This is a genomic window from Desulfosediminicola flagellatus (assembly GCF_005116655.2).
GTDB classification, from domain to species: domain Bacteria; phylum Desulfobacterota; class Desulfobulbia; order Desulfobulbales; family Desulfocapsaceae; genus Desulfopila; species Desulfopila flagellata.
This window is the reverse complement of the sequence record NZ_CP050698.1, coordinates 5,897,137-5,923,448: the sequence shown is the minus strand read 5'-3', so window position 1 is coordinate 5,923,448 and position 26,312 is coordinate 5,897,137. Positions and strand designations below refer to the sequence as shown.

Below are 26,312 nucleotides of genomic sequence, written 5' to 3'. Positions count from 1 at the left end.
TCTGATTAAAAATCAGAATCCCTTTTATATATGGCGTCCCCAAGGGGATTCGAACCCCTGTTGCCGGCGTGAAAGGCCGGTGTCCTGGACCTGACTAGACGATGGGGACGGAACGCTTAATGGTGGGTCGTGTTGGACTCGAACCAACGACTCTCTGCTTAAAAGGCAGATACTCTACCGACTGAGTTAACGACCCTCTGAGGCCCCGTTATTTACAAAACACGGCGGCAACTGTCAACAGAAAAAATACACTGTTCTTGTTTTTTATCATCGCCAAAACTTCAGGTCAAGGTAAAATCAATGGATTCACGATATCTTAGAATCCAACAAAGAAAGAAGAAAATATTCTAAGGCAAGAGAAAAGTTGTAGATAGATATGTGTGATGCTATAGATTGGAGCGGGAAAAAAATATCTTAGTACTTATCATAGCTTTTTCGCCTCAAGTTCTGACGACCTAACGATCCGGTTGTAGAACTGGCAATAATGGATCGTGTGAAGGTGTATAATGGGGTTCTTAAGTGGCTCTGCCAGTTTTGTACGTTTTGGTGTCGAAGGTGAGTTGCCTGAAAATGCTTTGGAGCATATCGCAGAGAGGGTAATGGCTTTCAGCTTTAGAGACATTGATGATACATATGACGAATACTCGATTGGCTGGGTATCTGTGTTAAATATGTTCGATTCCGAATTTGAATATGCTTCGTATGCAGCTGGCGATTATATAACGCTTTCTTTACGTGTCGATGAAAGAAAAGTCTCACCTGCTATTCTTAAAAAGTTTGTGATGAAGGAAGAGGAACGTGTAAAGCAGGAGAAACAGGTGCCTAAGCTTGGTCGAGCCCTCAAGGTCGAAATCAAAGAACGGATACATACAGAGCTTATGAGAAAGGCTATCCCTATCCCAACTGTATACGACCTGTGCTGGAGTTTTTCTGATTCAACAGTTTTCTTTTTTACCACCAATAAAAAAGCTCATGGGCTTCTTGAAGACTTTTTTAATGACTCATTCGGATTACTGCTTCGTCAGCAAATTCCTTATATCGTAGCTGAGCAGATGCTCGATGAGGAAAAGGTTGAAACGTTGGCACGGATAAATCCGGAAGTATTTGTTTAAGACCCTTAACACAAACAGGTGAATAGCCTGAATTGGTGCAGAATATGGATTTAGTAGATCTGATAGCGGAAAAACGATTTGTAGGACAGGAGTTCCTTACCTGGCTCTGGTTTAAAAGTGAAGAGCGTGGTGGCCTTGTGGCTATCCAGGGAACTGGCGATATAGTAGTTGTTTTTGAAAAGCATATGCTTCTGGAGTACGGTGAAGGTGAGTCAAACCAAAAGTGTATTTGCAGTGGGCTGCAATCTGAGTTGCGGGAAGCGCGAACCGGAATGAAGATGGGCAAAAAACTTGAGCAGGCTCGACTGCAGATTATTAATGGCGATTACGAGTTTAACCTTACCCTTGCTGCTGCACTTATGGAGTTTAGAAACGTAAAGCTTCCTAAAACTGCTGGAACAGAGGAAGGAAGGTCTGACAATGCTGAAGAAACTGAAGGTATGATTCTTGAGCGGATCTTTCTCTTTGAAGAGCTTGTACGATTGGTCAATGAGCTGTTACGTGTTTTTATCACTATTCGGACGAGCGATGGTTGGCAGGAAGAGTTGAGTAAAATGAGGGAGTGGATACATTCTACGGAGCAGGTTGCCTGATAATACGTAAAAATATACGACGCAGAGAAAATCAGAATGGAATTTGAAACAGTTATAGGTCTGGAAATACACGCACAGCTGAAAACACAGTCAAAAATATTTTGCGGATGCTCTACACAGTTTGGTGCTCCGCCGAATACTCATACATGTCCAGTATGTCTTGGTATGCCAGGAGTTTTGCCTGTATTGAATAAACGGGTGGTGGAGTTTTCAATAAAAATGGGACTGGCAACCGGTTCAACAATTAACCGGTTTAATCAGTTTGCCAGAAAGAACTATTTTTACCCTGATCTCCCAAAAGGTTACCAGACCTCTCAGTTCGATTTGCCGATCGTTGAGCATGGTTCTGTCGATATTGTAGTGAATGATAAAATCAAGACTATCGGCATTACACGTATGCACATGGAAGAGGATGCAGGAAAACTCATTCATGACGATCGTGAACCTAATTCCTATGTTGATCTCAATAGAACCGGGACACCACTTCTTGAGATTGTCTCGGAACCGGATATGAGATCACCGGAAGAGGCGTACGCCTACTTGAAGAAAATTCATGCCATTCTGCGTTATCTTGATATCTGTGATGGTAATATGCAGGAAGGAAGCTTTCGTTGCGATGCGAATATTTCACTCAGGCCGGTAGGGCAGGAAGAGCTTGGAACACGCACTGAACTGAAGAACATGAACTCGTTTAGAAATGTGCAGAGCGCACTTGAGTATGAGGTACGCAGACAGCGCGATCTGCTTCTTGACGGCGAGAAAGTCATTCAGGCAACCTTATTGTGGAACCCTGATAAAAACAGGACGGAGTCAATGCGTGGCAAAGAAGATGCGCACGACTATAGATATTTCCCCTGTCCTGATCTTGTACCTATTGAGATATCAGAAGAGTGGATTGAAGAACTGCGAAAAACTCTTCCTGAGCTTCCTGATGAGCGTAAAATCAGATTTACCAAAGAATACGAACTGCCAGAGTATGATGCGGCGATTCTTACCTCTGAGCGTGAACTGGCCGATTATTTCGAGCAGGCATTACAGGCTGGTGCAGCAAATCCAAAGAAACTTTCCAACTGGATGATGACTGAGCTTTTACGCGAATTGAAAGGGGAATCAATTGAGAGTTGTAATGTACAACCAGCTCAGCTTGGCGAACTTATGGCAATGATCGATAAAGGCACTATCAGCGGCAAAATTGCCAAGACCGTTTTTCTGGATATGATGGAAAGCGGAAAAGGTGCTGAGCAGATTGTGAAAGAGAAAAATCTTGTTCAGAATTCTGATGAAGGTGAGCTGATGGCAATAGTCGAAGAGATTGTTGCTGCCAATCCCGCTCAGGCTGAAGATTTCAGAAACGGCAAGACCAAGCTTATGGGCTATTTTGTCGGCCAACTGATGCAGAAGACCAAAGGAAAGGCGAATCCGAAGCTGGCAAACGAGTTGTTCGATAAAGCGCTTAACGGATAATTCGTATCACTCATGGACAAAGTCGATTGGCAGAAAAAAGGTGCAGGGCACAGGGCCAGGCTTCGCGATAGATATCTTGAGCGCGGGCTGGACGGGTTTACTGATACCGAAGTGTTGGAGTTATTGTTATCTTTTGGAACTCCACGTTCTGACTGTAAAGAACCTGCACGAAACCTGCTGAAAAAATTCGGCTCACTGGCTTCTGTACTCGAAACACCGCTTACCAACCTTCAGGAAGTGAGCGGTGTCGGTGCCAAAAACAGTTTTGCAATTTCTTTTGTCCAGGCGGTAGCGGGCAGGTATTTGCAACAGCGGCTCGATGGTAAGCGCTATCTTCATTCATCATCAGAAGTTCGTAAATACCTCGAACATTCTATGCGAGGCCTCAAACGTGAGGTGCTCACGGTAATTTATCTCGATTCTTCCCACGCTATTATCTCTTCTGAGATAGTTGCAGAGGGGACAATTAACGTAAACACCATCTATCCGAGAGAGTTGGTTAAGCGTGCACTTGATAAGCATGCAGCTGCAATTATCATTGCGCATAATCACCCATCCGGGGCAATAAAACCATCGCCGCAGGATATCGGGCTTACCCGATCACTATATTTGATCTGTTCATTTCTACAGATTCAATTCCTCGATCATTTTATAATCGGTGACGGGATATACAGCTTTGCCGATAACGGTATGATTGAAACCATCTCAAGAGAGTGCCTTTCCATGCGGGAATCACTCAACAGTCGCTGATGATATCTTCGCTGTACCTGCATATTCCGTTCTGTCACACCAAATGTCAGTATTGTTCGTTTTCTTCATGGCAGGGACGGAATAATCTCCATTTGCCCTATGTTGTTTCACTCAAAAAAGAAATAGAGCGTACTGCGCAGTCAACCAGAGACCGGGTTCAGTTAAAAACGATTTTCTTTGGTGGTGGAACTCCGACCGTGCTTGAGCCTCAATATCTGGCTGAAATTCTAGGATTGTGCAAATCGCTATTTCCTTGTGAAGAGGATATGGAGATATCGTTTGAGGCAAATCCGGGAACTATCAACCTGAAAAAACTTGAGGCCTTGCGGGTGGCGGGATTTAACAGGATTTCCGTAGGTGTGCAGTCGTTCATTTCAGATGAGCTTAGAATTCTCGGCCGTTCTCATACCCCACAACAGGCTATCGACGGGATAGAAATGGCATCAGCTGCCGGTTTTGAAAATATCAGCCTGGATCTGATGTATGGCCTTTGCGGTCAGGACATTGAGAGCTGGAAAGAAAGCCTGGATACTGCACTTAGCCTGAACCCAAATCATCTATCCATGTATCAGCTTACCATTGAAGAAGGAACTCCGATGGCGGAGCGTGTGGATCAGGGCATTTTGCACCTGCCAGACGATGAAGTGATCGTGGCTATCGATGAATTAAATATTACCGAATGTGAGAAAGCGGGACTTGCGATGTACGAAATCTCAAACTACGCGCAACCTGGGTATGAGTGTCTGCACAATATCAACTACTGGCGAAATGAGTCCTACCTCGCGGTGGGAGCAGGTGCTGTAAGTTATATTGATGGAAAGCGAGAGAGACGTTATGCAGATCCTGCCGAATATTGCCTGAAGGTAGATGGTGACAGTAATCACATCGTAGAAAGCGAAGAACTAGGCCTTGAAGAGTCGTTTAGGGAAACCGTGATAATGAGCCTGAGAATGACCGAAGGAGTCTCTACGCCCCGTCTATCGGCTCGCTACCGCATCGATATTGTCGAGTATTATGGCGAGATCCTGACAGATCTTATCAGAAAAGGGCTTGTTGAGCTAGCAGGAGAGCATCTCCGGCTGACTCCTGCAGGAAGGATTTACTCCAACATTATCCTCGCTGAGCTTGTTTAACTTTCCTTACATCCTTTTCTGATTATTTCACAAAAGCAGCCCATTTATCATTGTGAAAATAATAGGCCCTAATAGTAGAACTATTAAGGTCGACTATTATTTTTCCCACAGAGAATAGGGGGTTCGTGAAATATTGCTGTTATAGTAGCGTGGGTTGTCTGTTACTTCTTTTCCGATCCAGGGAGGGGTTGTAAACTGCTGATCAGCATGTTCCAGTTCAATTTCAGCAAAGATAAGGCCACTGTTTTCACCAAGAAATTCATCGACCTCCCAGATAAACCCTTCAAAAGGAATTTTGTGTCTCATCTTTTCGACAATAGATGAAACACAAAGCTTCTCCAGCATTTCACAACCATCTTCAAAAGGAATCTCATATTCGTATTCAAGTCGGCTTGCATTTACAGTTGCCCCCTTGATTGTGAGGTAGGCTTTATCGCCGATCGTCCTGACACGAACTGTACGCCCACCGGTGTTATTGAGATACCCCTGTTTGTAATGAACACCTTCAGCGAGACCGCGCCAACCTTCTCCGTTCATTAAAAATTTTCGTTCTATCTCAACACCCATGATGTATCTCCTAGCGTGGTTGAATGCTTTTATTGTGTTGCTGAATCGAAGTGAAATTAAGCGTAGAGTGAATGGTCATGACCGGAAAGAGCAGAGACATGAGAAACACATTGAGTAATGGAATCATGCTGACTACTGCAGGTAAAATTCCGAGCCTGAATGCTGCTCCGCTATTCTGCCTGATCCAGCCAATTTTACGACCGAGAGACCAGTGTCTCCTTGATGATGGATAATCGACAAACATGAGTGCAGAATAGAACGTGTAAAGTATAAATACAGCACCTTGTCCCAATCCGGGCACAAAGTTGACAATAAGCGCAACGATAGTGATCAGGATACCGAAAAGGGCAATTTTGAACCCTTCAAAGATATCGAGCAGTATATATTTGATACTGAGATTGTCGTCGGAGTCAAACTTCTCTCCGGCATGGAGTTTTTCTGCTGCTGTACTTAAAAAAACATAGCCTGGAGAGGTAAGGCAGTACGCAATAAGAAATGCCAGATAAAAGGACACAATCCTGGTGATAATAAGAAAAAACCACGTACCCACGACCCATCCTTTATGTTTAATCCAGCCCAGAATGGTATCAGTGGCAGGAGGATCAACAAGAAAGGAACCGACAATGCTGTCAACATAGTCTGTACTCAGCTGGTAGCCGGCAGTGGTAAGGGCGATCGTTGCCAGAAATAGCAGTGCGGACCAGAAAAAAAGCCGTTTCTTTTTAAACATAAAGGCAAGAGAGTAGCCGAAAGAATACCATTGTGGTTTAGATGAGGGCGGCCTGGGTGCAGTGTTCATTATATATACGACTCCTAAACGTGTGGCAGGTTACTGATAATATGTAATAGTTATGTCATAACGGGCTGATAGAAAAGACGTAACAGAAGATAGAACTTTTTAATACCCTGTAAAGGGCCGTCGTGACATTTTTTCGGGGCTGGGATAAGGTTAGAGCATGAATGCATTGAATAAGAAAAAAACACAAACAATTTTTAAATGCCAGCAGTGCGGCTATGAAAGCAGGAAATGGCTTGGTCGCTGTATGGATTGCGGTGAGTGGGATTCGATGGTGGAGGAAGTTCCAGTCAAAGCAGGTGTAACCCTTACAGCTTCTGACAAGCCGGTTCCCCTTTATCTCGCTCCTGATGGTGATGAAGAGCGTGCAGGAACAGGGATTGATGAACTCGATAGGGTCCTTGGCGGCGGTATTGTTCCGGGCTCTGTTACCCTGATTGGTGGAGAGCCGGGCATAGGTAAATCGACATTGCTGCTACATATGCTTGCAGCCTTTGCTGAGCAGGAAAAGGATGTTCTTTACGTTTCGGGTGAGGAGTCAGCCAGACAGATAAAGCTGAGAGCAAAACGACTTGAGGCGATTCATCCGCGGGAGTTTCTGGCCACCGAAAATTCGGTGGAGAAGATCATCGGCATGACCACAGAAATGCGACCGGATCTGCTTGCTGTTGACTCAATCCAGACGCTCACCTGTAGTGAAGTAGCCTCTGCACCTGGCTCGGTAACTCAGGTGCGTGAATCATCGTACAGATTGGTCGAGATGGCCAAGAAAGAGAATATTCCAATAGTTATGGTTGGCCATGTCACAAAAGATGGCGCAATTGCCGGCCCAAAGGTGCTGGAGCATATGGTTGATACGGTCCTTTATTTTGAGGGTGATCGCAGCCATGCCTTCAGGATATTGCGCACTGTAAAGAATCGTTTTGGTTCCACCAATGAAATCGGCGTATTCGAAATGAAGGAGGAAGGTCTTGTTCAGGTAAGCAATCCTTCTGAGATCTTTCTTGCAGAGCGACCTCTTGATGAGCCGGGTTCTGTTGTAATGCCAAGTGTAGAAGGGTCCCGACCAATTCTGGTTGAGGTACAGGCTCTCGTGAGTCCTACTAATCTCGGTACAGCCAGAAGGACAGCAATCGGAGCTGATCAACAACGTCTCTCACTTCTCTGCGCTGTTCTTGAGAAAAAGGGAGGTATGGATCTTTACGGTCATGACATCTTTTTAAATATTGCAGGTGGAATGCGAATAGATGAACCGGCTCTTGACCTGGCCGTAATCTGCGCGTTGGCTTCCAGTTTGCGGGAACGGTCCATTCCCTCATCTACAGTGGTCTGCGGAGAGGTTGGGCTGGCTGGTGAGGTACGGGCAGTCGGCAACTTCGATATACGGGTGAGAGAGGCTGAACGACTAGGGTTTACACGCTGTATTCTGCCCAAAAGTAACAAGGACCGCTTTACGAGAGATGTGGGAATCGAACTTATAGGTGTGGCAACATTGTCAGAAGTGCTGGAGGTTGTTTTTGGATAAGGTTGAACCACTTCGAAAGTATCAGCAACCGCTCAGGAGGATACAATGGATTTAAAAAGGCTTTTGGAAACGACCTGGAATACAACACTTTCATCTATCGGACCGCTTATTCTGGTAACTCTGGTGTATGCCATTGTTATGGGGGTAAGTTTCGGTCTTCTGGCACCAGTAACCACCGCCGGATATACGCGGTCATTGTTGACGTTACTTCGTGATGGAAAGTCGCCGCAGATAAAAGATCTTTTTTCAGAAATGTCTCTTTTTCTGCCACTTACCATTTTTTCTGTGCTGGCACTTATCGCTGTTTCGATCGGCTTTATGTTTTTGGTTGTCCCAGGGTTTGTAATAATCGCGGTATTTGCATTTGCAGCGCTCTATCTGGTTCCGTTAATGATAGACAAGAGAATGGGGATACTTGAAGCGATGCAGGAATCGTGGGATATGGCAGTGCTTGAGCCGGTTTCAGATCACATTATCGTAGTTGTAGTGTATCTGTTTCTTACAGCGCTGGGTGGTTCTGTTCCTCTTGGATTTCTGATAACCCAGCCTTTTGCCACAATCTTTGTTCTCTGTGCCTACCAGTACAGGTTGCGGGAGCCGTTTTACGGGCCACCACCATCATCATCATCACCAGATTGATTTCACGCTATTATGAATGCGGGTATTGCAAAAGATTCTGCTGCGGCGTATATTAGCGACTGGTGAATTTCGGCAGAAGTTCCAGATAATTACTTCTGCCTTTGTGTGTGTTATACATACATCTGCTTGCAGATTAACTCTATGAGGTACACGTATGTCCGATAATCATCATGAACACCACGAAGAAGATTCAACTGTTTGTGTCCGCGTAGCAATAGTTTTTTTGGCGGTTCTTGCAGCTATAGGCATTATTGCAGTTTTTAACTAAAGGCCTCTGTAACTCTTTATTTATTACAGTAAACCTTTTCAGGAAGGCTGCACTTTGAAGATGTGCTCCTTAAAGGGTGAGGTCTGTTTTGACCTGTATACTCTTCTGAATTTCGGTTGCTGTCGCAAGCATGATTCCTTCCCTGGCAGCTTGCCTTGCTAAACTATTGAAAGACTTTTTGCTTTCTATGGAAGGCGTTCAATAGCAAGCGAGGACGTGTTAAATCACCTATACGAATGGCCATCGCAAACCATTGTGGTTGCGATGACCGTTGTTCTCGAATGAGTTCTTTCGCCTCAAAAAGCTATTCGAGCTTTTTCAATTCCTCATCAATCTGTTGTTGAAAGCCTGAAACCGATCGTTGCTTGAGCTTGCGACCGTTAATGAATATTGACGGCGTTCCGGTTATATTAAGTTGTTGAGCCTCAACCATATCACCGTTCAGGTGTTTTTTCAGGTCATCAGAATTTACATCCAGCCTGAATTTCTCCATATTCAGATCCAGTTTTTTAGCAATGATCTCAAAAGAGTCAGGTGTGATCTTCTTTTGAGCAAAGAGCATATCATGATATTCCCAGAATTTGCCCTGTTTCCAGGCAGCCAGAGCAGCCAAAGCTGCCGGCTGTGCCTGATCATGGATTTTTAAAGGAAGGTTTTTGAATACAATTTTTACAGTTTCTTTATTTTGCTTGAGCACCTGCTCAAGTAGTGGCTCAATCGTGCCACAGTAAGGTCATTGGAAATCAGAGAAAACAGCTATAGTAATCGGTGCATCATCCTTACCTTTCGATGGTGCACTTGATGTGTTGATTTGTAGGACGAAATCTATAGCAAGTGTGGTGAACCTGTTGGTGCTGGAGTTGCTCAAATGCAGGTATTGACCCAGTGGGTCGAGCGCTATGGCGTTCACACCTTCGGCAACCGGTACTGTGCCTTGTAGAGTTCCGTTGGCATCATACACCTGAATGCTGTTGTGTTCTGTTAATACAAACGCATATTTCCCATCAAGGGAGTGGGCGATATCAAGAGGTTTACTCTTGAGTGTAAATTCCCGCACCTGTTCCCAACTTACTTTAAGGTCGGTACCTTTCTGATTGTCTGCCGCATTTGCCGCCTGATGGAACAGGCCGGTAATTAGCAGTGCGACAATCATTTTTTTCATGTCCATGATTGTTCTCCGTAAAATAAATTTATCCACCATAACTGTGAAGCCCGGAAAGTAGGAAATTCACACCATAGTAGGTGAAAATGACTGAGACAAAACCAACGAGTGATACAATAGACATCCTGAAGCCATCCCATCCTCGTGTATATCTTGCGTGAAGTGCCAGAGCGTAGACAAACCAGGTGATCAGTGACCAGGTTTCTTTGGGATCCCAACTCCAGTATGTACCCCAAGCGGAGTTCGCCCAGATGGCACCGGTGACAATACCGGCAGTGAGCCAGATAAAACCGAAAGCAACCATCTTGTAGTTGATAGCATCTATAGTCTTGAGCAGCTGCTTTGAACTGGTTGCTGCCTGTTGAGTATTTTCCCTGTTACTACGAGCATTTTTATAGAGGTAGAAAATGGCCATGCCGCAGGCAATTGCGAATGCAGCGTAGCCGATAAAGCAGGTGATAACGTGGGCTGCCAGCCAGTTGGACTGAAGTGCGGGCAACAGGGGTTTTATCTCTTTACCAAATTCCGTTGAATATGAGGCGTAGGCCATAGTCAGGAACGTGAAGGGGACTATATATGTGCCTATGATCTTCATTTTGTAAGCAAATTCGATAAAGATATAGAGCACGGCGATACATAAGGCAAAAAAGACTAGTGATTCATACATGTTGGAGAGAGGTACATAACCAATGCCCTGCTGATGTGTTTCCAGCCAGCGAACACCAATTCCTGCACCGTTGGCAAGAAGACCTGCAATGAGGGCGATAAAGCCCGCATCCCCAGCCAGTTTGTGACGAAATATCGCATAGGCAACGTAAAAGAATGTTGCCAGCAGATAGATAAAGGTTGATGAGCCAAGAATAAAAGAAGAATCCATATTACGACCTCTTTAATGCAAGTTGTTCTTCAGCGAGAAGCGTATTGATGATCTTTTCGCGGAGCTGTTCGAGTTTTGCTGTGTTTTTATTTGTTTTACCGACAATCCTGATTTGAGCAGTGTCCGCATCCCCTTGATACAAAATCCATATTCTGATATGCGACATAAAAAACGAGATATAGAGCCCAAGCATCAACAGGCTGCAGCCGATATAGACGATCCAGACACCGGGATCTTTTACAACTTTAAGGCCGGTGGCGAACCGCTGAGCCAGGCTGATGGTGTAGATGTGTGCATTACGTTCTATGATGATCACCTCATTATCGTTGATACGCCGGGTTACAGGCGATTGTGTAGCGTCATCAAACTGGATTGTATATGGGCCATGACCGTGGCCGTCGTCGCTGGTTGCCAGTATTTTCAAAGAGATCCCCAGCTCTTCAGATTCTCTTTCATTGAATGGGTTGAGGTAGAAGGTTCTTTTTACGTCTGAACCTGGGTCGTGTTTGCTCTTTTTCCGGACCAGCAGTCTATATTCATTTTCAATAGCCTTGTAGCTTGACTGAAAAAAGGTAATCCCCTTGTATTTCAATGGATCATTGACAGTGATAGACTTGTCTATAACCTTTTTGCCTGACTCCAGAACAGTCAGCTCCGATCTGTACTCTCGCGGGGTGCCGTTATCATAGTATTCTGTTGTAAAATCACGGCAGAATACGGAAAATCCGAGAGGAACTTCAGGGTAACCGTCAACCTGTCGATATACCGATGCTTCCGAGCTGCCTTCCTTTACCATCACAAAGGTGTCATAACCGAAAAGTTTCCCAACCAGTGCACCGGCAATAATGAGGAGAAGACTTGCATGCACGATGTACGCACCTGTACGGCTCCACCCACCTTTTTCATAGAGAAACAGGTGGGTATTTTTTTGGGCTTCTCTCGATCTGACCGAAAAAGAGGAAAGCGCTTTTTCAATGATCGTGGTTTTCGCACCTGTGTAGCCTGTAGATGAGAGCAGGGTGATGCTATCTGTATTTGTGGTGAGTGATTCATGATGCAGCTTCAGGCTATTTTTTCGAATGATCGCAATCACTCCCGGCAATCTTATCCAGGTACAGATTATAAGATTGAGGCAAAAGAGCAGAAGTAATCCCTGGAACCAGTATGAACTATACATGTCCGTGATATTGAATAACTGCAGGATAAGAGCAGGTTTCACCCCGTATCGTTGTGCATAGAACTGTATTGACTCTCCTTGGGGGATAAGTGTTCCGGCAATTGAAGTTACAGCGATTGTGCTGATAAGAATCAGAGCAAAATCGACTGATGAAAATGTTTTTATTACAGCATTATTTTTATTCAGCATTGTCTGAATACCATTTGAGTTGTGGTTGCAGGTGGCTATTTCAACTTTTCCAGCAGTTGCTGTATGGTCTGGCCTGTTGAGAGTTGGAAATCTGGCTTCATTTCAGCCACTTTTTTCCAGGTTGCAACAGCAGATGGTTCGTCATTAAGATCATGGTATTGCACAACGCCGATATTAAAGAGGGCCTGCAGGTTCTCAGGATTTTGCTCTACAGCTTTTTCAAACGCCTCAATTGCTTGTGGGAACTGATTGTTTCTTCTGTATGCAACGCCTAAGTCCTGATAAATGATGGATGTATCATCTGCAAGGGTTACCAGTTTGAGGTAGGCCTCAATAGCTTTGGGATAATCCTGAATATCGTAATAAGCGTTGGCTATTTGACTCCAGGTTTCTGCATTGTTTGCGTCGTCCTGAGTGACACTTTCCAACAGATGATTCAGATGCCTGGTTATATCAGCCTGGTTTGTATTCGAGGTGCTTGAACCTTCGAGCTGGGAGATAAGTGATGGTGCATTGTAGACAGTGAATATCACACCGCCGAGAAATCCTGTAAATATCGAAACCGTTATAAGAATCGGTTTTGAAAAGTTAAGTATTTTCTGTATCATTCCTGACTGTTATCATTTTGTTGAACGGTGTTGTTACTGTAAACGCAGGAGACCTGTTGTATTGCATGACATGTCTCACTTCAGTACCCTGAGGGGCAAAGAGTTTACAGAACAAAGGTAAACCGGAGATATCTCGAGCCCACAAGCCATCAGTGGAAATATCATTACACGAAAGGTGCAGCGCTATCTGGAATATTATCGAAATAAGCGCACTTATCTTCCGGGCACACGAACGTAAATGATTCCGGTTTCAGCGTATTGGTTTGTGATGGCATTCACAGAGCCGGATAGCTCCGTTAACGGTATCAAATGATAAGCACTGTGGAAGGAACGGATGGGTGAACGGCGGGACGGGAGTCCGGCAACCAATCTATCGGAGCAGCCAGTAACAGGTTGTTATAACTCTTGGGAGAAACGAATAGTTCAGATAAATAGATAATGGGAGAGGGCAGGGAGGCAACATCGTTAATACGAGCATGTATGCCGGTTTCGAGCAGCGTCTCTAAGGGCAGATCAAAACATTGATGACAATCAGAGGGATCAGTTGCAAGCCTTTTAGGGTTGGACATATTATTGGAGACTATGCAACGGACAGGAATTGAATGACAGTCAATGAGAGCTACTTCCGTGCTATCAATTCCTTCATCTCTCTGTAGACACCAGTTCCCACCAACCGAGCCAATAAGGACCAGCAGTAAAAGAACAACCAGGTAATATCTGCTATCGTGATGTTTTTTTTGCGGTAACATTTTCCATGCGTTCAAATATTTTGCTGTAGGATCGCAACATACACTGAATTCAATGCAGAGTTCCAGACAATTACATTTAAAAGTGGGTTTTCATTCTTCCTCCCCGGCAATGATTATCTCTTAACCAAAGAGATCTCCTGATCCTGTAACACCGTTTTTTACAGCGTTCAGGATCAGGAGAGTCAGGAGGATGGTATATATAAACTTGCCAACCAGGGTATGCTGTGATCTCCATGGCCGGCAATGGACGGAGGGGGATTGTAGGCGCTATGTCACATTAACAAACACAGTATACCACCTCACTCATTAGGACAAACAGATAAATACGTATCAATCGTTCGGTTTTGCCGAACAATCTTTTCGCTGAAAAAATTGCATCAGAAAGAGTATATGCTTTTGGGGGCCATGAGAAGATCTTACTGTGAAAACCTCAGGATTTTATTTTAATGTTCGACAAGGGCTGCTCAAAAGTAACTTGAAGCCACCTGGAGTCCCACCACTCAACTGGTGTGACAAACACTCCATTGACCAGCATGGAAAAATGAAGATGGTCACCACCTGACATACCAGTAGTTCCGGATAGGCCGAGTCGTTTATCTTTATCAACCCTCTCTCCGACTTCTACATCAATCTGAGTAAGATGTGAATATAGGCTGAATACGCCCTGCCCATGATCGAGTAGAACCAGATTTCCATAGATACCCAGATACTCGGCAAATACTACTTCCCCTCTGTTGGCAGCTCGTATTTCAGCTTTTTTGATGGAAGCAATGTCAACGCCGAGGTGTACCTGTTTGTCTATGGCTGTATTTTGAAAGTAATAGGTTCGATGGTCAGCAAATCCTGCACGTAAACTGCCAGGCATACGTAAAAAGCGTCCTTCCCAAAGTTTTTCTTCCAAAGAGGTTGAGGAGTATTGCCTGATTATTGCGTTGTTTTGCCGACGTATTGTTTCATTTACATAAAGATATTTTTCAAGTGGATCGCCTTTCAACTCAGGATAACGCAGTTCGATCTCCGGGAGCTTCTTTTTGAGAAAGGTATCTCCTACGTTGATTCGATCCTGCTGTATTTTTCTATTTTTCAAAATTGGGACGAAGTTGTTCCTGGTGATGTTTCCAGCCTCATCGGTTGCCATAACCACCGCTGTTTCTATGTTTTCGCTATCATAGCTCAATGCGATAAAGGCGTTATACATGTTCTCTGAGCCGTTTTGGACAGGGTAGCCCCGATAGAAGACATCATTGAGCTGAACGCCATGTTCGATAGCGTCATCGGAAACCTGGTAAGCAACGAGACCCGACCCGCCGGAGCTGATATATTGTGCAGAATGAAGAATTGAAATTTTGGGCGGAGTGATGTCGATTGCTACCTCGGCAACAAAACGGGTTGTATTTCCTTTAAAGAAAGCGGCCAGAGAGAAATCTGTTGCCTCCACAATCAATTGAGCGTTTCCCTCTTTAAAGCCAGCGTCTTTAATGTTTAGTGAAATGTTCTCTTTCTCTAAAGAAGGGCCTGCGTTGAATCCATAACCTCTTCTGGTATTTGAAACAGTGAAATACTCTTTTTCAAGATTATCCTGTTTCATAAGGACCCTGATCGATTGTATTCCACTTTTTTGATCTGAAACGATGATGTCTATACTGCTTTCTTGTCCAATAATATTGACAGGGTTTTCAAAGGCGATTGTTGGTTTTTCATTCTCAAAAAAAATGACCCCTCCTACACATAGAGAACCTATCAGGGTCATGGAAAGAGCAAATACAAGTGGTTTGCTGTTTCGTTTTTTTGATCTTGAAAATCTGTTACCTGGCATAATGAAAAATTCCTTATTCGTGGTTACCTGGATATTATCTGCATATTTGTGGTGTGGGTTCTGCTCGGATAAATGTTCGAAACGGACTGGGGGAAATAAACTCTTTCAGATTGTCTGTCAATACGGAGTCTTTTATGCTTGATAGCTCTTTTGGCCCAAGCTTGGAAAAAGTACTGCAATTATGCGTAAAGATTTGTTTGACGTCGAAACTCTTAAATCGTAAATGATTTTTAAAATTGGTGTTTTCTTCAGCAGGGAAAGAGAGTAATAGCTGATTAATATTAGGGCAATTAGATAAATGTGGTGTAATAGTTAGAAGTAATCGAATGGTTGGGAGGTGTCATGTGGCTTAATTATCATCATCTGTATTATTTCTGGATTGTCATACGGGAAGGGGGAGTTACAGCGGCAGGAAAGCGTCTCCGGCTGGCTCCATCAACTATCAGTGCTCAACTTTCTACATTTGAGGAAGCTCTGGAAGTAAAACTTTTCCAGCGTGTGGGGCGGAATATCGAACCGACCGAGATGGGACAGCTGGTATTTCAATATGCAGAAAAAATTTTCTCCCTTGGCAGTGAGATGCTTGATTCCGTCAAGGGATTGCAGACTGTTGGACCGTTATCCTTAAAAGTGGGAATTGTTGACGTTGTACCAAAACTCGTGGCCATGAAGCTTCTGGAGCCTGCAAGGCGCTTACCTGAGCAGGTTCGGTTGATCTGCCATGAAGGAAAGGACGAGCAGCTATTGGCTGAGTTGGCAATGCATAATCTGGATGTGGTCTTGACCGACACACCGTTCAGATCGAATCTGAGTGTAAAAGTGTATAACCACCTGCTCGGAGAGTGCGGTATGACCTTTTTCGGGGTCGAGAAATATGCTGTTGAAATGCGGGATAGATTTCCGGCATCACTTGATGATGTACCTATGCTTGTTCCAATGAGAATGAGTACCCTGCGGGGAATGCTTGACCAGTGGCTGGAGAAAATTGGAGTACAGCCTAAAATTGTGGGAGAGTTTGACGACAATGCGCTGTTAAAAGTTTTTGGCCAGGCGGGTGAAGGTGTGTTCGCAGCCCCTTCGGTAATAGAGAATGAAGTTGCAAATCAGTATCAGGTTAAAATTATTGGCCGAACGGATCAGATTACCGAAAAATTTTATGCGATCTCTGTGGAGCGTATTATTCGACATCCTGCCGTTGCTGCTATCTCAGAAGCCGCTAAAGAAAAGCTGTTTTTCAGATCATGAACGTTGAAGTTCGAAGTGATGATCTGATTAGTAAAGGCTGGCGCGTTACAGCTGCACTCTTTAAAGGGGCGGGGATGTACGGAAAAAACGCCGATCACTCACTAAAAAGGGGGGAGGAGGTGTGAGCGACCAGCGTTTTTCTTGGAGGAGAGTTGTGCTTCTTATTCAGCAATCAGTACAACGTACTGGCTGAAATTTCCTGAGCGAACCCTGAGAAGAATGCGATTCTTATCATCGGATTTAGCTATTGCCTGCTTGAGTTCCTTTACATTTTTAACCAGTTGCTTATTAACCTCTTCAACCAGTTGTCCGGGACGCATTCCTGCAGAAGAGGCAGGACTTCCTGGGTCAACCTGTGAGACGATAACGCCTTCTTTTTCTTGATAGCCGAGCCGTTCGGCGAGTTCAGGCGTAAGGTCTTGGAAAGCCAGACCAAACTGTTCGAGGCTTGATTTACCATTATCTTTTTTACCAAGCTGACGTGGATCTCCAGGGCGTTCGCCAATGGTGACATCAATGGTTTTCTGCTTTCCGCTACGGATGATATCGAGCTTTGCAACACTGTCGGGTGGAAGTAAAGCAACTCTGTTTCTGAGGTCTGCAACATCGACTAAAGTAGTGCCGTTTAATTTGAGGATGACATCACCCTGACGTACACCAGAATCTTCAGCAGGAGACCCTGTTTGAACTTCGCTTACCAGTATTCCTTCGGCTTTATCGAGACCAAAGGATCGTGCAAGATTTTCATCGACATTCTGTATGACTACACCAAGCCATCCACGGGTAACCTTTCCTTCGTTTTGCAGCTGGTTCTGTATTGTTTTGACCATATTGATAGGGATGGCAAAACCAATACCCATGTAGCCACCTGTTCGTGAAAACAGTGCGGAGTTGATACCGATAACTTCACCATTGATATTTAAGAGCGGGCCACCGGAGTTACCCGGATTAATTGCTGCATCAGTCTGGATGAAGTTTTCATATTCGTTGATCCCTACACTGGAGCGTCCTGTGGCGCTTACAACACCGACAGTTACAGTTTGGCTCAGGCCGAAAGGATTACCAATGGCAATTACCCATTCGCCATCCTCAAGAGCATCAGAGTCACCCAGTTTCAGTATTGGCAACTTTCCACCATCCTGGATTTTTATAAGGGCAACGTCTGATTGAGGGTCTGATCCGATAAGCTCAGCAGTATATTTACGCTCATCTGAAAGCATTACAGATATCTTATCGGCACCTTCAACAACGTGATTGTTGGTCAGAATGTATCCGTCTTTACTGATTATAAATCCGGAGCCCTGTCCCTGTTGCTTGCGTTCACGATTCGGTGTATTGGGGTTCTGGCGAAATTGCGGACCAAAGAAGCGCTCAAAGAAAGGGTTATTAAACAACTCATCTTGTTGCTGATCGTAGTGACTACCACCCTGGCTGACATTTTTCTCAACGCGGATGTGCACAACAGCGGGCTTGGCCATTTTCACCACGTCAGTAAACCCTTTGTCATGTAGTGCGGCGGCTCTTGAAATTGATGAAGAGCCGGCAACGAGTGTTAATGCCAGTAGAAATATACCGAGCATATAGGTATTGATTGATAGCGTCTGCGTTCTAGACATTGCAAACCTCCAGTTTTTTTTGCTGTGGCAGTATTGTGTGCCGGATCAGCGGTGATTGCAGAGAAGGCATCCTAACAAGGCTGCCTAATGCATTATTAATCATTCAGGTAAGAATGTAAGCGGAAAGGAAAAAGGGTCAAGAAAGATTACTGAAATGTAATAGTAAGTAAAACAAAGGGGATGCAAAAAGGAAGGCCGTACACAAGAACGTGTACGGCCTTAAAATAATGCATGTACTGCGGCTGTTTATCAGGAGCGAATCATATCAGCAATTTGAAAAGCAACCTCAAGACTTTGTTCGGCATTCAGACGAGGATCACATGATGTGAGATATCGCTGTGCAAGCTGTTCGTCGATGATATTGCGTGCACCACCGGTACATTCAGTAACGTTTTCGCCTGTCATTTCGAAATGGAGACCACCAGGCACAGTACCTTCAGACCAGTGCGTCTCAAAGAAACAGGTGATTTCAGATAAAATGTCGTTGAAGTTTCGGGTTTTGTGTCCACTTTCTGCCGTATAGGTGTTGGCATGCATCGGATCACAACTCCAGACGATATTGAACCCTTCGCGCTTCATCTCTCTGAGCAGCGGTGGTAACGCCTTGTCAACGTTATTCAAGCCGAGTCGGGTGATGAGGGTAATACGGCCAGCCTCGTTTTCAGGGTTCAGTTTCTCCACAAGTCGTTTGACGTTGTCGAGGTCGTAAGTTGGTCCAATTTTGACTCCGATTGGATTCAACACACCACGCAAAAATTCAACGTGGGCACCATCGAGCTGACGCGTACGCTCACCAATCCACAACAAATGGGCTGAACAGTTGTATGGGTCGCCGGTGGTTGAGTCTATTCGTGTGAGTGCCTCTTCGTATCCAAGAAGCAGAGCTTCATGTGATGTGAAGAGTTGGGTCTGATTTATTTGCGGGTTATCGGTTTTAATACCGATGGTCTCCATGAATTTCATGGCCTGATCGATCTGCTTTGCCATGCGGTCGTATGAGCGTCCCATCGGAGACTGTGCGACAAACTCCTGGTTCCATGACTGAACACGCTGCAATGAACCATAACCACCGCGGGTGAAGGCGCGCAGGAGGTTTAAGGTACAGGCGGCCATGTTATAGCCCATCATCATGTTTTTCGGATCCGGAATACGTGCTTCCGGCGTGAATTCAGGTCTGTTGACCATGTCTCCGCGATAGGATGGCAGCTCGACACCGTCCTTTGTTTCCATATCAGCTGAGCGCGGTTTGGCAAACTGTCCGGCGATACGTCCCATCTTAATGACAGGTTTTCCACCTGCATAAGTGAGAACAACAGCCATCTGCAACAAGACCTTGAGGGTTTCCCTGATTGTCGGTGCAGTTACGTTAGAAAAGTTTTCTGAACAGTCACCGCCCTGAAGGAGGAAAGCTTCGCCAGTTACTGCTTTAGCGAGCTGCTGTTTAAGAACGCGAATTTCACCCGCGAAAACCAAAGGAGGAAGTCGAGACAGATCTTTTAATACGTTATCCACTTCCGTTTGGTCAGGCCAGTTAGGTTGCTGGAGCGCCTCGAAATTCTTCCAGCTGGACTTTGTCCAGTTGTCTATAGTAGTTGTCATCCTTGTTCCTTACGATAAATGTTGATTCAGGAGTTTGCGGAGGTGGGCTGAGATCACGGCTAATGTTATACGCAACACCGCTCTATGTCAAAAGCGTTGAGAATTCGCAATTCCCTTTCCCGCGGCTGTTCTTTTCGGGGAGGGCGGAATACAAGATGGTTCAACATTTGTTCCGCTGTTGCTCTGTCAGGAATAGAATGTAACCCATATCCCAGAATCTTGCCAGTTGAAGTATCAAGGAGTTCTGCATCTCTTCCATTAGTTACAACAGCAAGGGGGATCTCGTAATCCGGGTTGAGCACCCTGGCCGCTGCTATTGCAGCACGTTCACGGCTAACAAGAGATCCAGGTCCGTAGCGGAGCACAAGAAGATCCTTACCTCCGAGCCTTACAGTAATTTCTATGGTTGAGCGAACGAAGGATTGTGCAAAAAGTGTCTCGATAAACCTGCGCGGGATCAGTTCATTTTTGCTAAACCCTTTTTCCAGTACCATCATGCGACTGAGATCCTGTCGTAGCCGCTCATCGTCTGTATCGGTAAGTTCCTCACCGGTCAGGTAATCATTTAAGGTACCGTAAACGAGATGATGGAATAAATGAGCAACCATAAGACCTCTTGAATTTGTTGTTAATTGAGTAGATGATTACAACAAACACTAATTCCGGTAGCGACATTTGCAAGCTGACAGCTGCAGGAGGACGGGTTGCTGATGGTGTGGTTATCGCCTTGCATGGCAGGGAATTATATCAAGGTGAGAGATATATTATAGCTTATCAGGGGGAATAATGAGAGGATCAGGCGTTGTGGCTTTTTTTTGCATTCTGATTGTACTGCTTGTAGTGTCGAGGGAAGATAGTCGAGGGGAGGGCTTTGATGTGCCTGTTATACTTGAGTATGATGTGGAAATGCATAAAGCGGTAGAAGATTTGTCTGCCACTATTACACGTGTTCGCTACACCTTCGCGGTCGGCATAACAAAAATAGAACATGAGAGTGAATCTGTTTTTATAGATTATAAACGTTTACAGCTGCATACATACACCCCCGGAAATGAACGTTGTGAACAGTATACGCTTCGTGCCCCTGATAACTCCACGGCGAAAGAGGCTGAAAGCGGTCAGATTGTTGTATATGAAATGGTAGATAAGCTCGGTTCAATGAAAATTACAGAGATTGAAGGCGGACCGCGTGAGTTCAGAGGCTACCCGTGTAAACTGGCAAGGATAAATTGGGGCTGGAAAGCTCAAATGATGCGCACAGCGGTTACTCCGAAAATTGAGATCTACGGTCGTTCATTTGTTCCGGGAAAAACCGACTATCAGGTTACATCGTCTATAGACCGGATTGATGATCTCTTTTCTCTATCTGCTGCGTATGAACAGATTTTCAGGGATAACCCGTTGTTGAGACAAGTTGATCCACTAGGTGTCATACGCAGTATCCAAGGGATTCCTATACAGATTTTAAACAAAGAACGTACGGAATCGCTTCGCTCAGTTAGCAGAAGTGGTGCTGGTCAGCAGGGCATACGTCTACCTTCTTCTTGTCGAATAACAGAGTAGACTTTTTCTCACCGTAGAGCTGTTAAAGTTCAAAAGAAAGTTACAAACTGTTATTTCAAATACTAACGAGCTGATTATAAGATAGTATCGGAATCGATGAAATTGTGATACCAAATTGATTCGATGATTGTTAAGAAATGTTTCACGTAAAACATGTGTAACTTTCTATCAGTATTTCATAGCACGGTCTGCTTGTGCACATCCGGAACACTGTCGACATGTTACAGTCAGAGGTTCAGAGAATATTCGTTGCATTACACTGAAGACGCTGCAGAGTATCTTGATCATATAAACAAGGAGTTTCAATAGCATATGTCTGGCAAGAAAAAAATATTACAACTAACTATAACGTGTGACCTGCAGTTGACAGATTCCTTGACAGATTTTCTCGTAGGTGTTCTTGAGGCGGGTGTTGAAGTTGGTGTGGAGGATAATCTGGTTGAGCATGTACTGCATGTCTATCTTGAAGCGGATGATCCTACAGAAGAAAATATTGCAGAAATTGTTAATCAGGTAGAAACGCAAGCAAAGATGCTGGCGGAGATTTTTCAGGTTGGAGAGCCTACTGTTGTCAGCGAGATTCTGGACGATCAGGATTGGGGCAGTAACTGGAAAAAGCATTTTAAACCGTTTGCCATCACAGACGGCCTGGTAATTAAGCCTACCTGGGAGGACTATTCCCCCAAAGAAGGTGAGGCTGTTATAGAGATGGATCCGGGAATGGCATTTGGAACAGGCCACCACGCTACCACAAGCCTCTGTATGAGCTTTATCCGACAGACGTTGAAGGGAAAAGATCGCGCCAAAGTTCTCGATGTAGGAACCGGAACCGGAATTCTTGCCATGGCTGCAGCATTGTTTGGATCTACGGACGTTCTAGGTATTGATAATGATCCTGATGCTGTTGCTGCCGCGTTTGACAATGTGGCCCATAATAATTTGTCAGAATCGATAGCTATAGAAATTACCGCTTTAGAGGAACTCTCAGGCCAATATGATCTGGTTGTTGCCAATATTATTCATGATGTGCTGCTTATGATGAGAGAAGATCTTGCCAGATTAACGGTTTCTGGTGGGTCGATCATTCTTTCGGGAATATTGAAAGAAGTGCAGGCTGACAATATAATACATCACTTCAGTGAGGCGGGTTTCACCTTCAAAGAGAAAATGGAGCAAGGTGAATGGGCTGCGCTCTTGATGGTGAAAAACTAGGAGAAATTTTGAGAATCCCCTTTCTCCCCAACTCGTCGTCGATTTGAGAAGAAATGTCTATTCTCGGACAGGCACCTAATAAAAAAGCTTTTTCTTCACAGGAGTCATAGGAGTGAGTTGGTAATTCTTATCAAAAATTACCGCCACCCCGCTACCTGGAACAGAGCGTATAACAACACCGGTGGCCTGAACCCAGACCTGGTCACTGGTTATAGAACGAAGAGTTTCTACAGAAAGTATGAATTTGAGTTTTTTAAGGTCATTAATAGATAGGAGAAATTCGACTTTGACCTTACTGGCCAAGGGAATATCTTTATCCGTTTGCAGGAATGATCCGCCGGAGCTCATATTTGCAGCGACAGTTTCGATGAAATCCTCTGGATCATCATCGGTAAATCTGTAGGAAATTTTTGCCTGCAGATCCAGGGAAAAGCGTTCCTGAATTCTTCGTTCACTGGACATACTAACCTCTTCGTGAGTATGTAATTACCTGAAAAAGAGTAGTGTTGTTAGAAAAAAACGTTTCTTTTTTAAATACATACGTAAATGTTGAGGTGTTGTCAAATTATAATTATAACGAGGGAATGGAGGATGTACCCGGTAACTGTCCATACTCCCTGTGTTTGTTTGGCTATATAGCCGTAAAACGGTGCAGATAATTTATATATACAACAATCTATGAGACGATTTTTTTTTGATAGGAAAAGTTTGGACGGTGATTCTGTAGAGTTGCCACAAACGGAGTCCCGGCATATTGTTAAGGCTCTGAGGTTACAAGCTGGTGATGCTATAGAACTGCTTGACGGCAAAGGATCTGTTTTTTCAGCAATCATTACTATTATAGGAAAAACAGTAAAAGCCAGGATTGTTGAGCAGGTAAATTCTGAAGACAACGATACAATCCCTCTTGTTGTCTGTCAGGGGCATCTCAAGGGTAAGAAAATGGATCTGGTCATACAGAAATGTACTGAGCTTGGAGTAAATCAATTTATTCCGCTATGGACCAGCAGGTGCCAGGGGAAGATCAGTGAACATCATGGCCAGAAAAAGCTTGAGCGATATCAAAGGATTGTGGAGTCTGCCTGTAAGCAGTGCTATCGCCCTGATCTGATGGAGATGGAGGAGACCATTGAATTCAGTGAGCTGGTACAATCTTTTCCTGATTCTCCGGGATTAGTAAAACTCATGTTCTGGGAGGAAGAGGGGCAGGTCTCTTTGCATGACCCTGTAATTCCTGAAGATGTTAAAAAGGCGATTCTGTTGCTGGGGCCGGAAGGTGGTTTAAGTCTAGAAGAAGCTGAACTGGCCCGAGCCTCCGGCTGGCAGACAGTTTCTCTTGGCAAACGTATCCTGAGGGCCGAAACAGCTACGCTTACCGCGACATCAGTGGTGCAGTTTCTTGTCAAAAACATGTAGAAAAGTCTGTTTCTCAATGTTTTTGCTTTTTGTACTCATTCAGCCCCAAAAGCACCCCTTACAGTATTGTTGACTGCAGGGGGGATGGCTGAACTGAGTGGTTGTCATTGCGCCCTTCATGCACACAGAGACAATAAACTCCGGCTGACGGTATCTCCATGCATCCATGTATTACCACTTCGCCTTGAGCTTTACCGTTAGTGTGTAATGGGGCTATCCGGCTGCGCATTATTCACTTTTCTTTGTTCCATTCCTGCATAACCATATCGAGGTTATCCGTGACATCCCGGGCACCAATGTTGATATTACATGGTGCTCAAAAGCTATCAGATATCCGTCTCTATCCTTTTAAGGAAGGAAGGTGGATTGCACAGGTTGTGCCAGGAGAGAGCGTTGCTGCAGTGCCATAGTTGCTGTTTCACAACGACTATTTTGACAGCATCGGTCATCTTCGATAAGCTTTATTGTGTGAGAGCCAATAGTCGAATCACTTATAGGTAGGTTGGAAACAACTATCGGAGATTAAATGAAAGCATTCAGATGGGCAGGTATCTTTGAGACTGGATTGAAGGATGTTGATGATCAGCATAAAGTGCTGGTCGATCTTATTAACAAACTCGGCCGGGAAGTCTCTGAAGATGACGTAAACATTTCAAACATCGACACCACTCTGCAGGAGCTTTCCTCTTACGCGCAAAAGCATTTTGAAGACGAAGAAGAGATGATGAGCCGGTTACAGGTAGACTTGCGACATGTCAATCTGCATGTTCAGGAGCACATTGCTTTTTTTGATGATGTGTTGGCAATGATCGAGCAGCTGCATGGAAAGAAATCAAGTGCAGGCAGATCTCTATTGGAATTTCTTATCCATTGGCTTGCATATCATATCCTTGGTGTAGATCAGAACATGGCGCGCCAGATACATGAGATTGAGGAGGGGGGCACTCCCCGGGATGCATATCTGAATGAGGAGCATAAAGCGGCAGAATCGACAGAACCTCTTTTGGCCGCACTCAACGGATTGTTTAAGCAGGTGTCGGCGAGAAATAAAGAATTAAACACCTTAAATAAAACACTTGAGGCGAAGGTGGCCGAGCGAACCGAAAAACTATTACAAGCTAATGAAGACCTTGAAATCTTGGCTTTGACAGACTCTCTCACAGATTTGCCAAACAGGCGACACGCCATGCGGCAGCTTAATGAGCTCTGGAAGGAGAGTAAAGAACATGGGGATTCGTTATCCTGCATGATGATTGATGCAGATAACTTTAAAAGAATAAATGATACCTACGGTCATGATGCCGGTGATGAAGTTTTGAAACGATTAGCCATGGAATTACGCCATTCTGTTCGAAGTGATGATATCGTTTGTCGCCTTGGTGGTGATGAGTTTTTCGTGATCTGTCCATCAACTCCGCTAAAAGGCGCGATGTATATTGCTGAGCAGATCCGGAGCAATGTTGCAAATTTGAAGGTTGCAGCGGGTGATGGTGAATGGCTTGGCAGCATAAGTGTTGGGGTTGCAGCTAACACAAGCGATATTGACAGCGTGGATGCATTGCTTAAAGCCGCGGACAATGGGGTCTACATGGCGAAAGGTGCTGGGCGCAACTGCGTAAGGTCCTGTTGACAGTGTTTTTCTGAGAATACCCGTGTCCGTGACAGAGAGGGCAGGAATTCTCATGTTTAGGTAAGTATGGGGGGCTTATGGCAGTTATAAAGTGGCGTGATTCCTATAATACCGGTGTTGAACAGTTTGATACCGAACATCACAAAATCGTAGATTTGATCGAAGTACTTTTTCTTGCGGTACGAAATAGGAATGATAGTGAAGTTGAAAAAGCTATCAATGAGCTGATCGGATATACAGAGAAGCATTTTGCTGCCGAAGAGTTGATGATGGAGAATGCTGGCTTTCCGGAACTTGAGCAACACAAGAAAGAGCATGTCAGACTGGCCCGACAAGCAAAGGACTTTCAGGAAATTCAGCACGGCGAGATGTCGTATGCTCAAGTACGTGAGTTTTACCATTTCCTGCGTGAATGGCTGGTCGATCACATTGTCGGTTGTGATAAAAAATATGGAGAATTCATGGCTGACCGACCTTCGGAGTAGTAGCGTCTCAAAGTGTTTTCTTAATTTTCACTATTCATCTCAATGTTTTTTTTGGGGTATTCGTACCTGGTGGGCTGGTGGTGTTGAGTTTCATCTGGTCAAATTACACCCTGTACGCTTT

Annotated in this window: 28 protein-coding genes and 2 tRNA genes; 15 read left to right on the top strand and 15 right to left on the bottom strand. The window is 44.6% G+C overall.

The window, feature by feature from the left end:
* Positions 1-31: 31 nt before the first annotated feature.
* Both FCL46_RS24575 and FCL46_RS24570 read right to left on the bottom strand, forming a co-directional pair.
* A tRNA-Glu gene (locus FCL46_RS24575) sits at positions 32-109 on the bottom strand.
* Between the two features lie 11 nt (positions 110-120).
* Positions 121-196, bottom strand: a tRNA-Lys gene (locus tag FCL46_RS24570).
* 310 nt (positions 197-506) lie between these two features.
* Here FCL46_RS24570 and rdgC point away from each other — a divergent pair.
* Genes rdgC through hemW form a run of 5 tightly spaced genes read left to right on the top strand, consistent with a single transcriptional unit; the run spans position 507 to position 5,052 of the window.
* Positions 507-1,112: a recombination-associated protein RdgC gene (gene rdgC, locus FCL46_RS24565; RefSeq protein ID WP_136809132.1), complete on the top strand. Its 606-nt coding sequence runs from the start codon at positions 507-509 to the stop codon at positions 1,110-1,112.
* A gap of 44 nt (positions 1,113-1,156) precedes the next feature.
* Positions 1,157-1,705: a hypothetical protein gene (locus FCL46_RS24560; RefSeq protein ID WP_136809131.1), complete on the top strand. Its 549-nt coding sequence runs from the start codon at positions 1,157-1,159 to the stop codon at positions 1,703-1,705.
* 36 nt (positions 1,706-1,741) lie between these two features.
* On the top strand, positions 1,742-3,169 hold the full coding sequence (gene gatB, locus FCL46_RS24555) for an Asp-tRNA(Asn)/Glu-tRNA(Gln) amidotransferase subunit GatB (RefSeq protein ID WP_136809130.1): 1,428 nt from the start codon (positions 1,742-1,744) through the stop codon (positions 3,167-3,169).
* Positions 3,170-3,181: 12 nt separating this feature from the next.
* Positions 3,182-3,919 carry a RadC family protein gene (gene radC / locus FCL46_RS24550; RefSeq protein ID WP_136809129.1) on the top strand — a complete coding sequence of 246 codons (738 nt, stop codon included), beginning with the start codon at positions 3,182-3,184 and terminating at the stop codon, positions 3,917-3,919.
* Positions 3,919-5,052, top strand: a complete 1,134-nt coding sequence (gene hemW, locus FCL46_RS24545) for a radical SAM family heme chaperone HemW (RefSeq protein ID WP_136809128.1) — start codon at positions 3,919-3,921, stop codon at positions 5,050-5,052. Before radC ends, hemW begins: the two co-directional genes overlap by 1 nt.
* Positions 5,053-5,148: 96 nt before the next feature.
* On the opposite strand, the gene FCL46_RS24540 is transcribed toward hemW, so the two are convergent.
* Together FCL46_RS24540 and FCL46_RS24535 are read right to left on the bottom strand one after the other, a co-directional pair.
* The gene (locus FCL46_RS24540) at positions 5,149-5,619 is read right to left on the bottom strand and encodes a CYTH domain-containing protein (protein ID WP_136809127.1); all 471 of its coding nucleotides are present in this window, start codon (positions 5,617-5,619) and stop codon (positions 5,149-5,151) included.
* Positions 5,620-5,629: 10 nt separating this feature from the next.
* On the bottom strand, positions 5,630-6,418 hold the full coding sequence (locus tag FCL46_RS24535) for an EI24 domain-containing protein (protein WP_136809126.1): 789 nt from the start codon (positions 6,416-6,418) through the stop codon (positions 5,630-5,632).
* Positions 6,419-6,575: 157 nt separating this feature from the next.
* Between FCL46_RS24535 and radA the strand changes: the two genes are divergently transcribed.
* On the top strand, positions 6,576-7,940 hold the full coding sequence (gene radA / locus FCL46_RS24530; RefSeq protein ID WP_136809125.1) for a DNA repair protein RadA: 1,365 nt from the start codon (positions 6,576-6,578) through the stop codon (positions 7,938-7,940).
* Between the two features lie 45 nt (positions 7,941-7,985).
* Complete coding sequence (locus tag FCL46_RS24525) at positions 7,986-8,579, top strand: YciC family protein (protein ID WP_136809124.1); 594 nt, start codon at positions 7,986-7,988, stop codon at positions 8,577-8,579.
* 572 nt (positions 8,580-9,151) lie between these two features.
* On the opposite strand, the gene FCL46_RS24520 is transcribed toward FCL46_RS24525, so the two are convergent.
* From FCL46_RS24520 to FCL46_RS24490, 7 genes are all read right to left on the bottom strand, one after another.
* On the bottom strand, positions 9,152-9,544 hold the full coding sequence (locus FCL46_RS24520) for a DsbA family protein (protein ID WP_167505985.1): 393 nt from the start codon (positions 9,542-9,544) through the stop codon (positions 9,152-9,154).
* 36 nt (positions 9,545-9,580) lie between these two features.
* A complete protein-coding gene (locus FCL46_RS24515) occupies positions 9,581-10,015 on the bottom strand; it encodes a YncE family protein (protein ID WP_136809122.1) in 435 nt (144 codons plus the stop codon).
* A 22-nt stretch (positions 10,016-10,037) separates the two neighbouring features.
* Entirely contained in the window at positions 10,038-10,886 is an 849-nt protein-coding gene (ccsB, locus tag FCL46_RS24510) for a c-type cytochrome biogenesis protein CcsB (protein WP_136809121.1), read from the bottom strand.
* Between the two features lies 1 nt (position 10,887).
* Positions 10,888-12,252 (bottom strand): cytochrome c biogenesis protein ResB, encoded by a 1,365-nt coding sequence (gene resB, locus FCL46_RS24505; protein WP_136809120.1) that lies wholly within the window; start codon positions 12,250-12,252, stop codon positions 10,888-10,890.
* A 35-nt stretch (positions 12,253-12,287) separates the two neighbouring features.
* Positions 12,288-12,860, bottom strand: a complete 573-nt coding sequence (locus FCL46_RS24500; RefSeq protein ID WP_136809119.1) for a tetratricopeptide repeat protein — start codon at positions 12,858-12,860, stop codon at positions 12,288-12,290.
* Between the two features lie 305 nt (positions 12,861-13,165).
* Positions 13,166-13,609, bottom strand: a complete 444-nt coding sequence (locus tag FCL46_RS24495) for a hypothetical protein (protein WP_136809118.1) — start codon at positions 13,607-13,609, stop codon at positions 13,166-13,168.
* Positions 13,610-14,039: 430 nt separating this feature from the next.
* The gene (locus tag FCL46_RS24490) at positions 14,040-15,425 is read right to left on the bottom strand and encodes a M23 family metallopeptidase (protein ID WP_136809117.1); all 1,386 of its coding nucleotides are present in this window, start codon (positions 15,423-15,425) and stop codon (positions 14,040-14,042) included.
* Between the two features lie 342 nt (positions 15,426-15,767).
* Here FCL46_RS24490 and nhaR point away from each other — a divergent pair, with 342 nt between their 5' ends.
* Positions 15,768-16,670 (top strand): transcriptional activator NhaR, encoded by a 903-nt coding sequence (gene nhaR, locus FCL46_RS24485; protein WP_136809116.1) that lies wholly within the window; start codon positions 15,768-15,770, stop codon positions 16,668-16,670.
* Positions 16,667-16,795 carry a hypothetical protein gene (locus tag FCL46_RS28525; RefSeq protein WP_267313657.1) on the top strand — a complete coding sequence of 43 codons (129 nt, stop codon included), beginning with the start codon at positions 16,667-16,669 and terminating at the stop codon, positions 16,793-16,795. The genes nhaR and FCL46_RS28525 overlap by 4 nt, the downstream gene beginning before the upstream one ends.
* A gap of 36 nt (positions 16,796-16,831) precedes the next feature.
* On the opposite strand, the gene FCL46_RS24480 is transcribed toward FCL46_RS28525, so the two are convergent.
* The 3 genes from FCL46_RS24480 to FCL46_RS24470 all read right to left on the bottom strand — a co-directional run bounded on the left by FCL46_RS24480 (position 16,832) and on the right by FCL46_RS24470 (position 20,493).
* Positions 16,832-18,286 (bottom strand): DegQ family serine endoprotease, encoded by a 1,455-nt coding sequence (locus FCL46_RS24480; protein WP_136809115.1) that lies wholly within the window; start codon positions 18,284-18,286, stop codon positions 16,832-16,834.
* A gap of 249 nt (positions 18,287-18,535) precedes the next feature.
* The gene (locus FCL46_RS24475) at positions 18,536-19,885 is read right to left on the bottom strand and encodes a class II 3-deoxy-7-phosphoheptulonate synthase (protein ID WP_136809114.1); all 1,350 of its coding nucleotides are present in this window, start codon (positions 19,883-19,885) and stop codon (positions 18,536-18,538) included.
* A gap of 65 nt (positions 19,886-19,950) precedes the next feature.
* Positions 19,951-20,493: a hypothetical protein gene (locus tag FCL46_RS24470; RefSeq protein WP_136809113.1), complete on the bottom strand. Its 543-nt coding sequence runs from the start codon at positions 20,491-20,493 to the stop codon at positions 19,951-19,953.
* A 32-nt stretch (positions 20,494-20,525) separates the two neighbouring features.
* Here FCL46_RS24470 and FCL46_RS24465 point away from each other — a divergent pair, with 32 nt between their 5' ends.
* The 3 genes from FCL46_RS24465 to prmA all read left to right on the top strand — a co-directional run bounded on the left by FCL46_RS24465 (position 20,526) and on the right by prmA (position 22,660).
* Positions 20,526-20,672 carry a hypothetical protein gene (locus FCL46_RS24465; protein WP_153307135.1) on the top strand — a complete coding sequence of 49 codons (147 nt, stop codon included), beginning with the start codon at positions 20,526-20,528 and terminating at the stop codon, positions 20,670-20,672.
* Positions 20,672-21,448 (top strand): hypothetical protein, encoded by a 777-nt coding sequence (locus tag FCL46_RS24460; protein WP_136809112.1) that lies wholly within the window; start codon positions 20,672-20,674, stop codon positions 21,446-21,448. The genes FCL46_RS24465 and FCL46_RS24460 overlap by 1 nt, the downstream gene beginning before the upstream one ends.
* A 312-nt stretch (positions 21,449-21,760) precedes the next feature.
* Positions 21,761-22,660, top strand: a complete 900-nt coding sequence (prmA, locus tag FCL46_RS24455) for a 50S ribosomal protein L11 methyltransferase (RefSeq protein WP_136809111.1) — start codon at positions 21,761-21,763, stop codon at positions 22,658-22,660.
* Between the two features lie 75 nt (positions 22,661-22,735).
* On the opposite strand, the gene FCL46_RS24450 is transcribed toward prmA, so the two are convergent.
* Positions 22,736-23,122 carry a hypothetical protein gene (locus tag FCL46_RS24450; RefSeq protein WP_136809110.1) on the bottom strand — a complete coding sequence of 129 codons (387 nt, stop codon included), beginning with the start codon at positions 23,120-23,122 and terminating at the stop codon, positions 22,736-22,738.
* Between the two features lie 246 nt (positions 23,123-23,368).
* Between FCL46_RS24450 and FCL46_RS24445 the strand changes: the two genes are divergently transcribed.
* The 3 genes from FCL46_RS24445 (at position 23,369) to FCL46_RS24435 (ending at position 26,191) form a co-directional block, all read left to right on the top strand.
* Entirely contained in the window at positions 23,369-24,076 is a 708-nt protein-coding gene (locus FCL46_RS24445) for a 16S rRNA (uracil(1498)-N(3))-methyltransferase (protein ID WP_167505984.1), read from the top strand.
* Positions 24,077-24,602: 526 nt separating this feature from the next.
* Positions 24,603-25,706: a GGDEF domain-containing protein gene (locus FCL46_RS24440; protein ID WP_136809108.1), complete on the top strand. Its 1,104-nt coding sequence runs from the start codon at positions 24,603-24,605 to the stop codon at positions 25,704-25,706.
* A 77-nt stretch (positions 25,707-25,783) separates the two neighbouring features.
* Positions 25,784-26,191: a bacteriohemerythrin gene (locus tag FCL46_RS24435; RefSeq protein WP_136809107.1), complete on the top strand. Its 408-nt coding sequence runs from the start codon at positions 25,784-25,786 to the stop codon at positions 26,189-26,191.
* The last annotated feature ends 121 nt before the right edge of the window (positions 26,192-26,312 follow it).

Coding starts and splice junctions, on each gene's coding strand:
- FCL46_RS24460 (WP_136809112.1), top strand. CDS start 20,672: ATGAGAGGATCAGGCGTTGTGGCTTTTTTTTGCATTCTGATTGTACTG.
- hemW (WP_136809128.1), top strand. CDS start 3,919: ATGATATCTTCGCTGTACCTGCATATTCCGTTCTGTCACACCAAATGT.
- FCL46_RS24560 (WP_136809131.1), top strand. CDS start 1,157: ATGGATTTAGTAGATCTGATAGCGGAAAAACGATTTGTAGGACAGGAG.
- FCL46_RS24515 (WP_136809122.1), bottom strand. CDS start 10,015: ATGGACATGAAAAAAATGATTGTCGCACTGCTAATTACCGGCCTGTTC.
- FCL46_RS24470 (WP_136809113.1), bottom strand. CDS start 20,493: ATGGTTGCTCATTTATTCCATCATCTCGTTTACGGTACCTTAAATGAT.
- FCL46_RS24450 (WP_136809110.1), bottom strand. CDS start 23,122: ATGTCCAGTGAACGAAGAATTCAGGAACGCTTTTCCCTGGATCTGCAG.
- resB (WP_136809120.1), bottom strand. CDS start 12,252: ATGCTGAATAAAAATAATGCTGTAATAAAAACATTTTCATCAGTCGAT.
- FCL46_RS24475 (WP_136809114.1), bottom strand. CDS start 19,885: ATGACAACTACTATAGACAACTGGACAAAGTCCAGCTGGAAGAATTTC.
- FCL46_RS24500 (WP_136809119.1), bottom strand. CDS start 12,860: ATGATACAGAAAATACTTAACTTTTCAAAACCGATTCTTATAACGGTT.
- ccsB (WP_136809121.1), bottom strand. CDS start 10,886: ATGGATTCTTCTTTTATTCTTGGCTCATCAACCTTTATCTATCTGCTG.
- FCL46_RS24490 (WP_136809117.1), bottom strand. CDS start 15,425: ATGCCAGGTAACAGATTTTCAAGATCAAAAAAACGAAACAGCAAACCA.
- FCL46_RS24435 (WP_136809107.1), top strand. CDS start 25,784: ATGGCAGTTATAAAGTGGCGTGATTCCTATAATACCGGTGTTGAACAG.
- FCL46_RS24465 (WP_153307135.1), top strand. CDS start 20,526: ATGATTACAACAAACACTAATTCCGGTAGCGACATTTGCAAGCTGACA.
- rdgC (WP_136809132.1), top strand. CDS start 507: ATGGGGTTCTTAAGTGGCTCTGCCAGTTTTGTACGTTTTGGTGTCGAA.
- prmA (WP_136809111.1), top strand. CDS start 21,761: ATGTCTGGCAAGAAAAAAATATTACAACTAACTATAACGTGTGACCTG.
- nhaR (WP_136809116.1), top strand. CDS start 15,768: ATGTGGCTTAATTATCATCATCTGTATTATTTCTGGATTGTCATACGG.
- FCL46_RS28525 (WP_267313657.1), top strand. CDS start 16,667: ATGAACGTTGAAGTTCGAAGTGATGATCTGATTAGTAAAGGCTGGCGC.
- FCL46_RS24480 (WP_136809115.1), bottom strand. CDS start 18,286: ATGTCTAGAACGCAGACGCTATCAATCAATACCTATATGCTCGGTATA.
- FCL46_RS24525 (WP_136809124.1), top strand. CDS start 7,986: ATGGATTTAAAAAGGCTTTTGGAAACGACCTGGAATACAACACTTTCA.
- radC (WP_136809129.1), top strand. CDS start 3,182: ATGGACAAAGTCGATTGGCAGAAAAAAGGTGCAGGGCACAGGGCCAGG.
- FCL46_RS24440 (WP_136809108.1), top strand. CDS start 24,603: ATGAAAGCATTCAGATGGGCAGGTATCTTTGAGACTGGATTGAAGGAT.
- radA (WP_136809125.1), top strand. CDS start 6,576: ATGAATGCATTGAATAAGAAAAAAACACAAACAATTTTTAAATGCCAG.
- gatB (WP_136809130.1), top strand. CDS start 1,742: ATGGAATTTGAAACAGTTATAGGTCTGGAAATACACGCACAGCTGAAA.
- FCL46_RS24495 (WP_136809118.1), bottom strand. CDS start 13,609: ATGTTACCGCAAAAAAAACATCACGATAGCAGATATTACCTGGTTGTT.
- FCL46_RS24535 (WP_136809126.1), bottom strand. CDS start 6,418: ATGAACACTGCACCCAGGCCGCCCTCATCTAAACCACAATGGTATTCT.
- FCL46_RS24540 (WP_136809127.1), bottom strand. CDS start 5,619: ATGGGTGTTGAGATAGAACGAAAATTTTTAATGAACGGAGAAGGTTGG.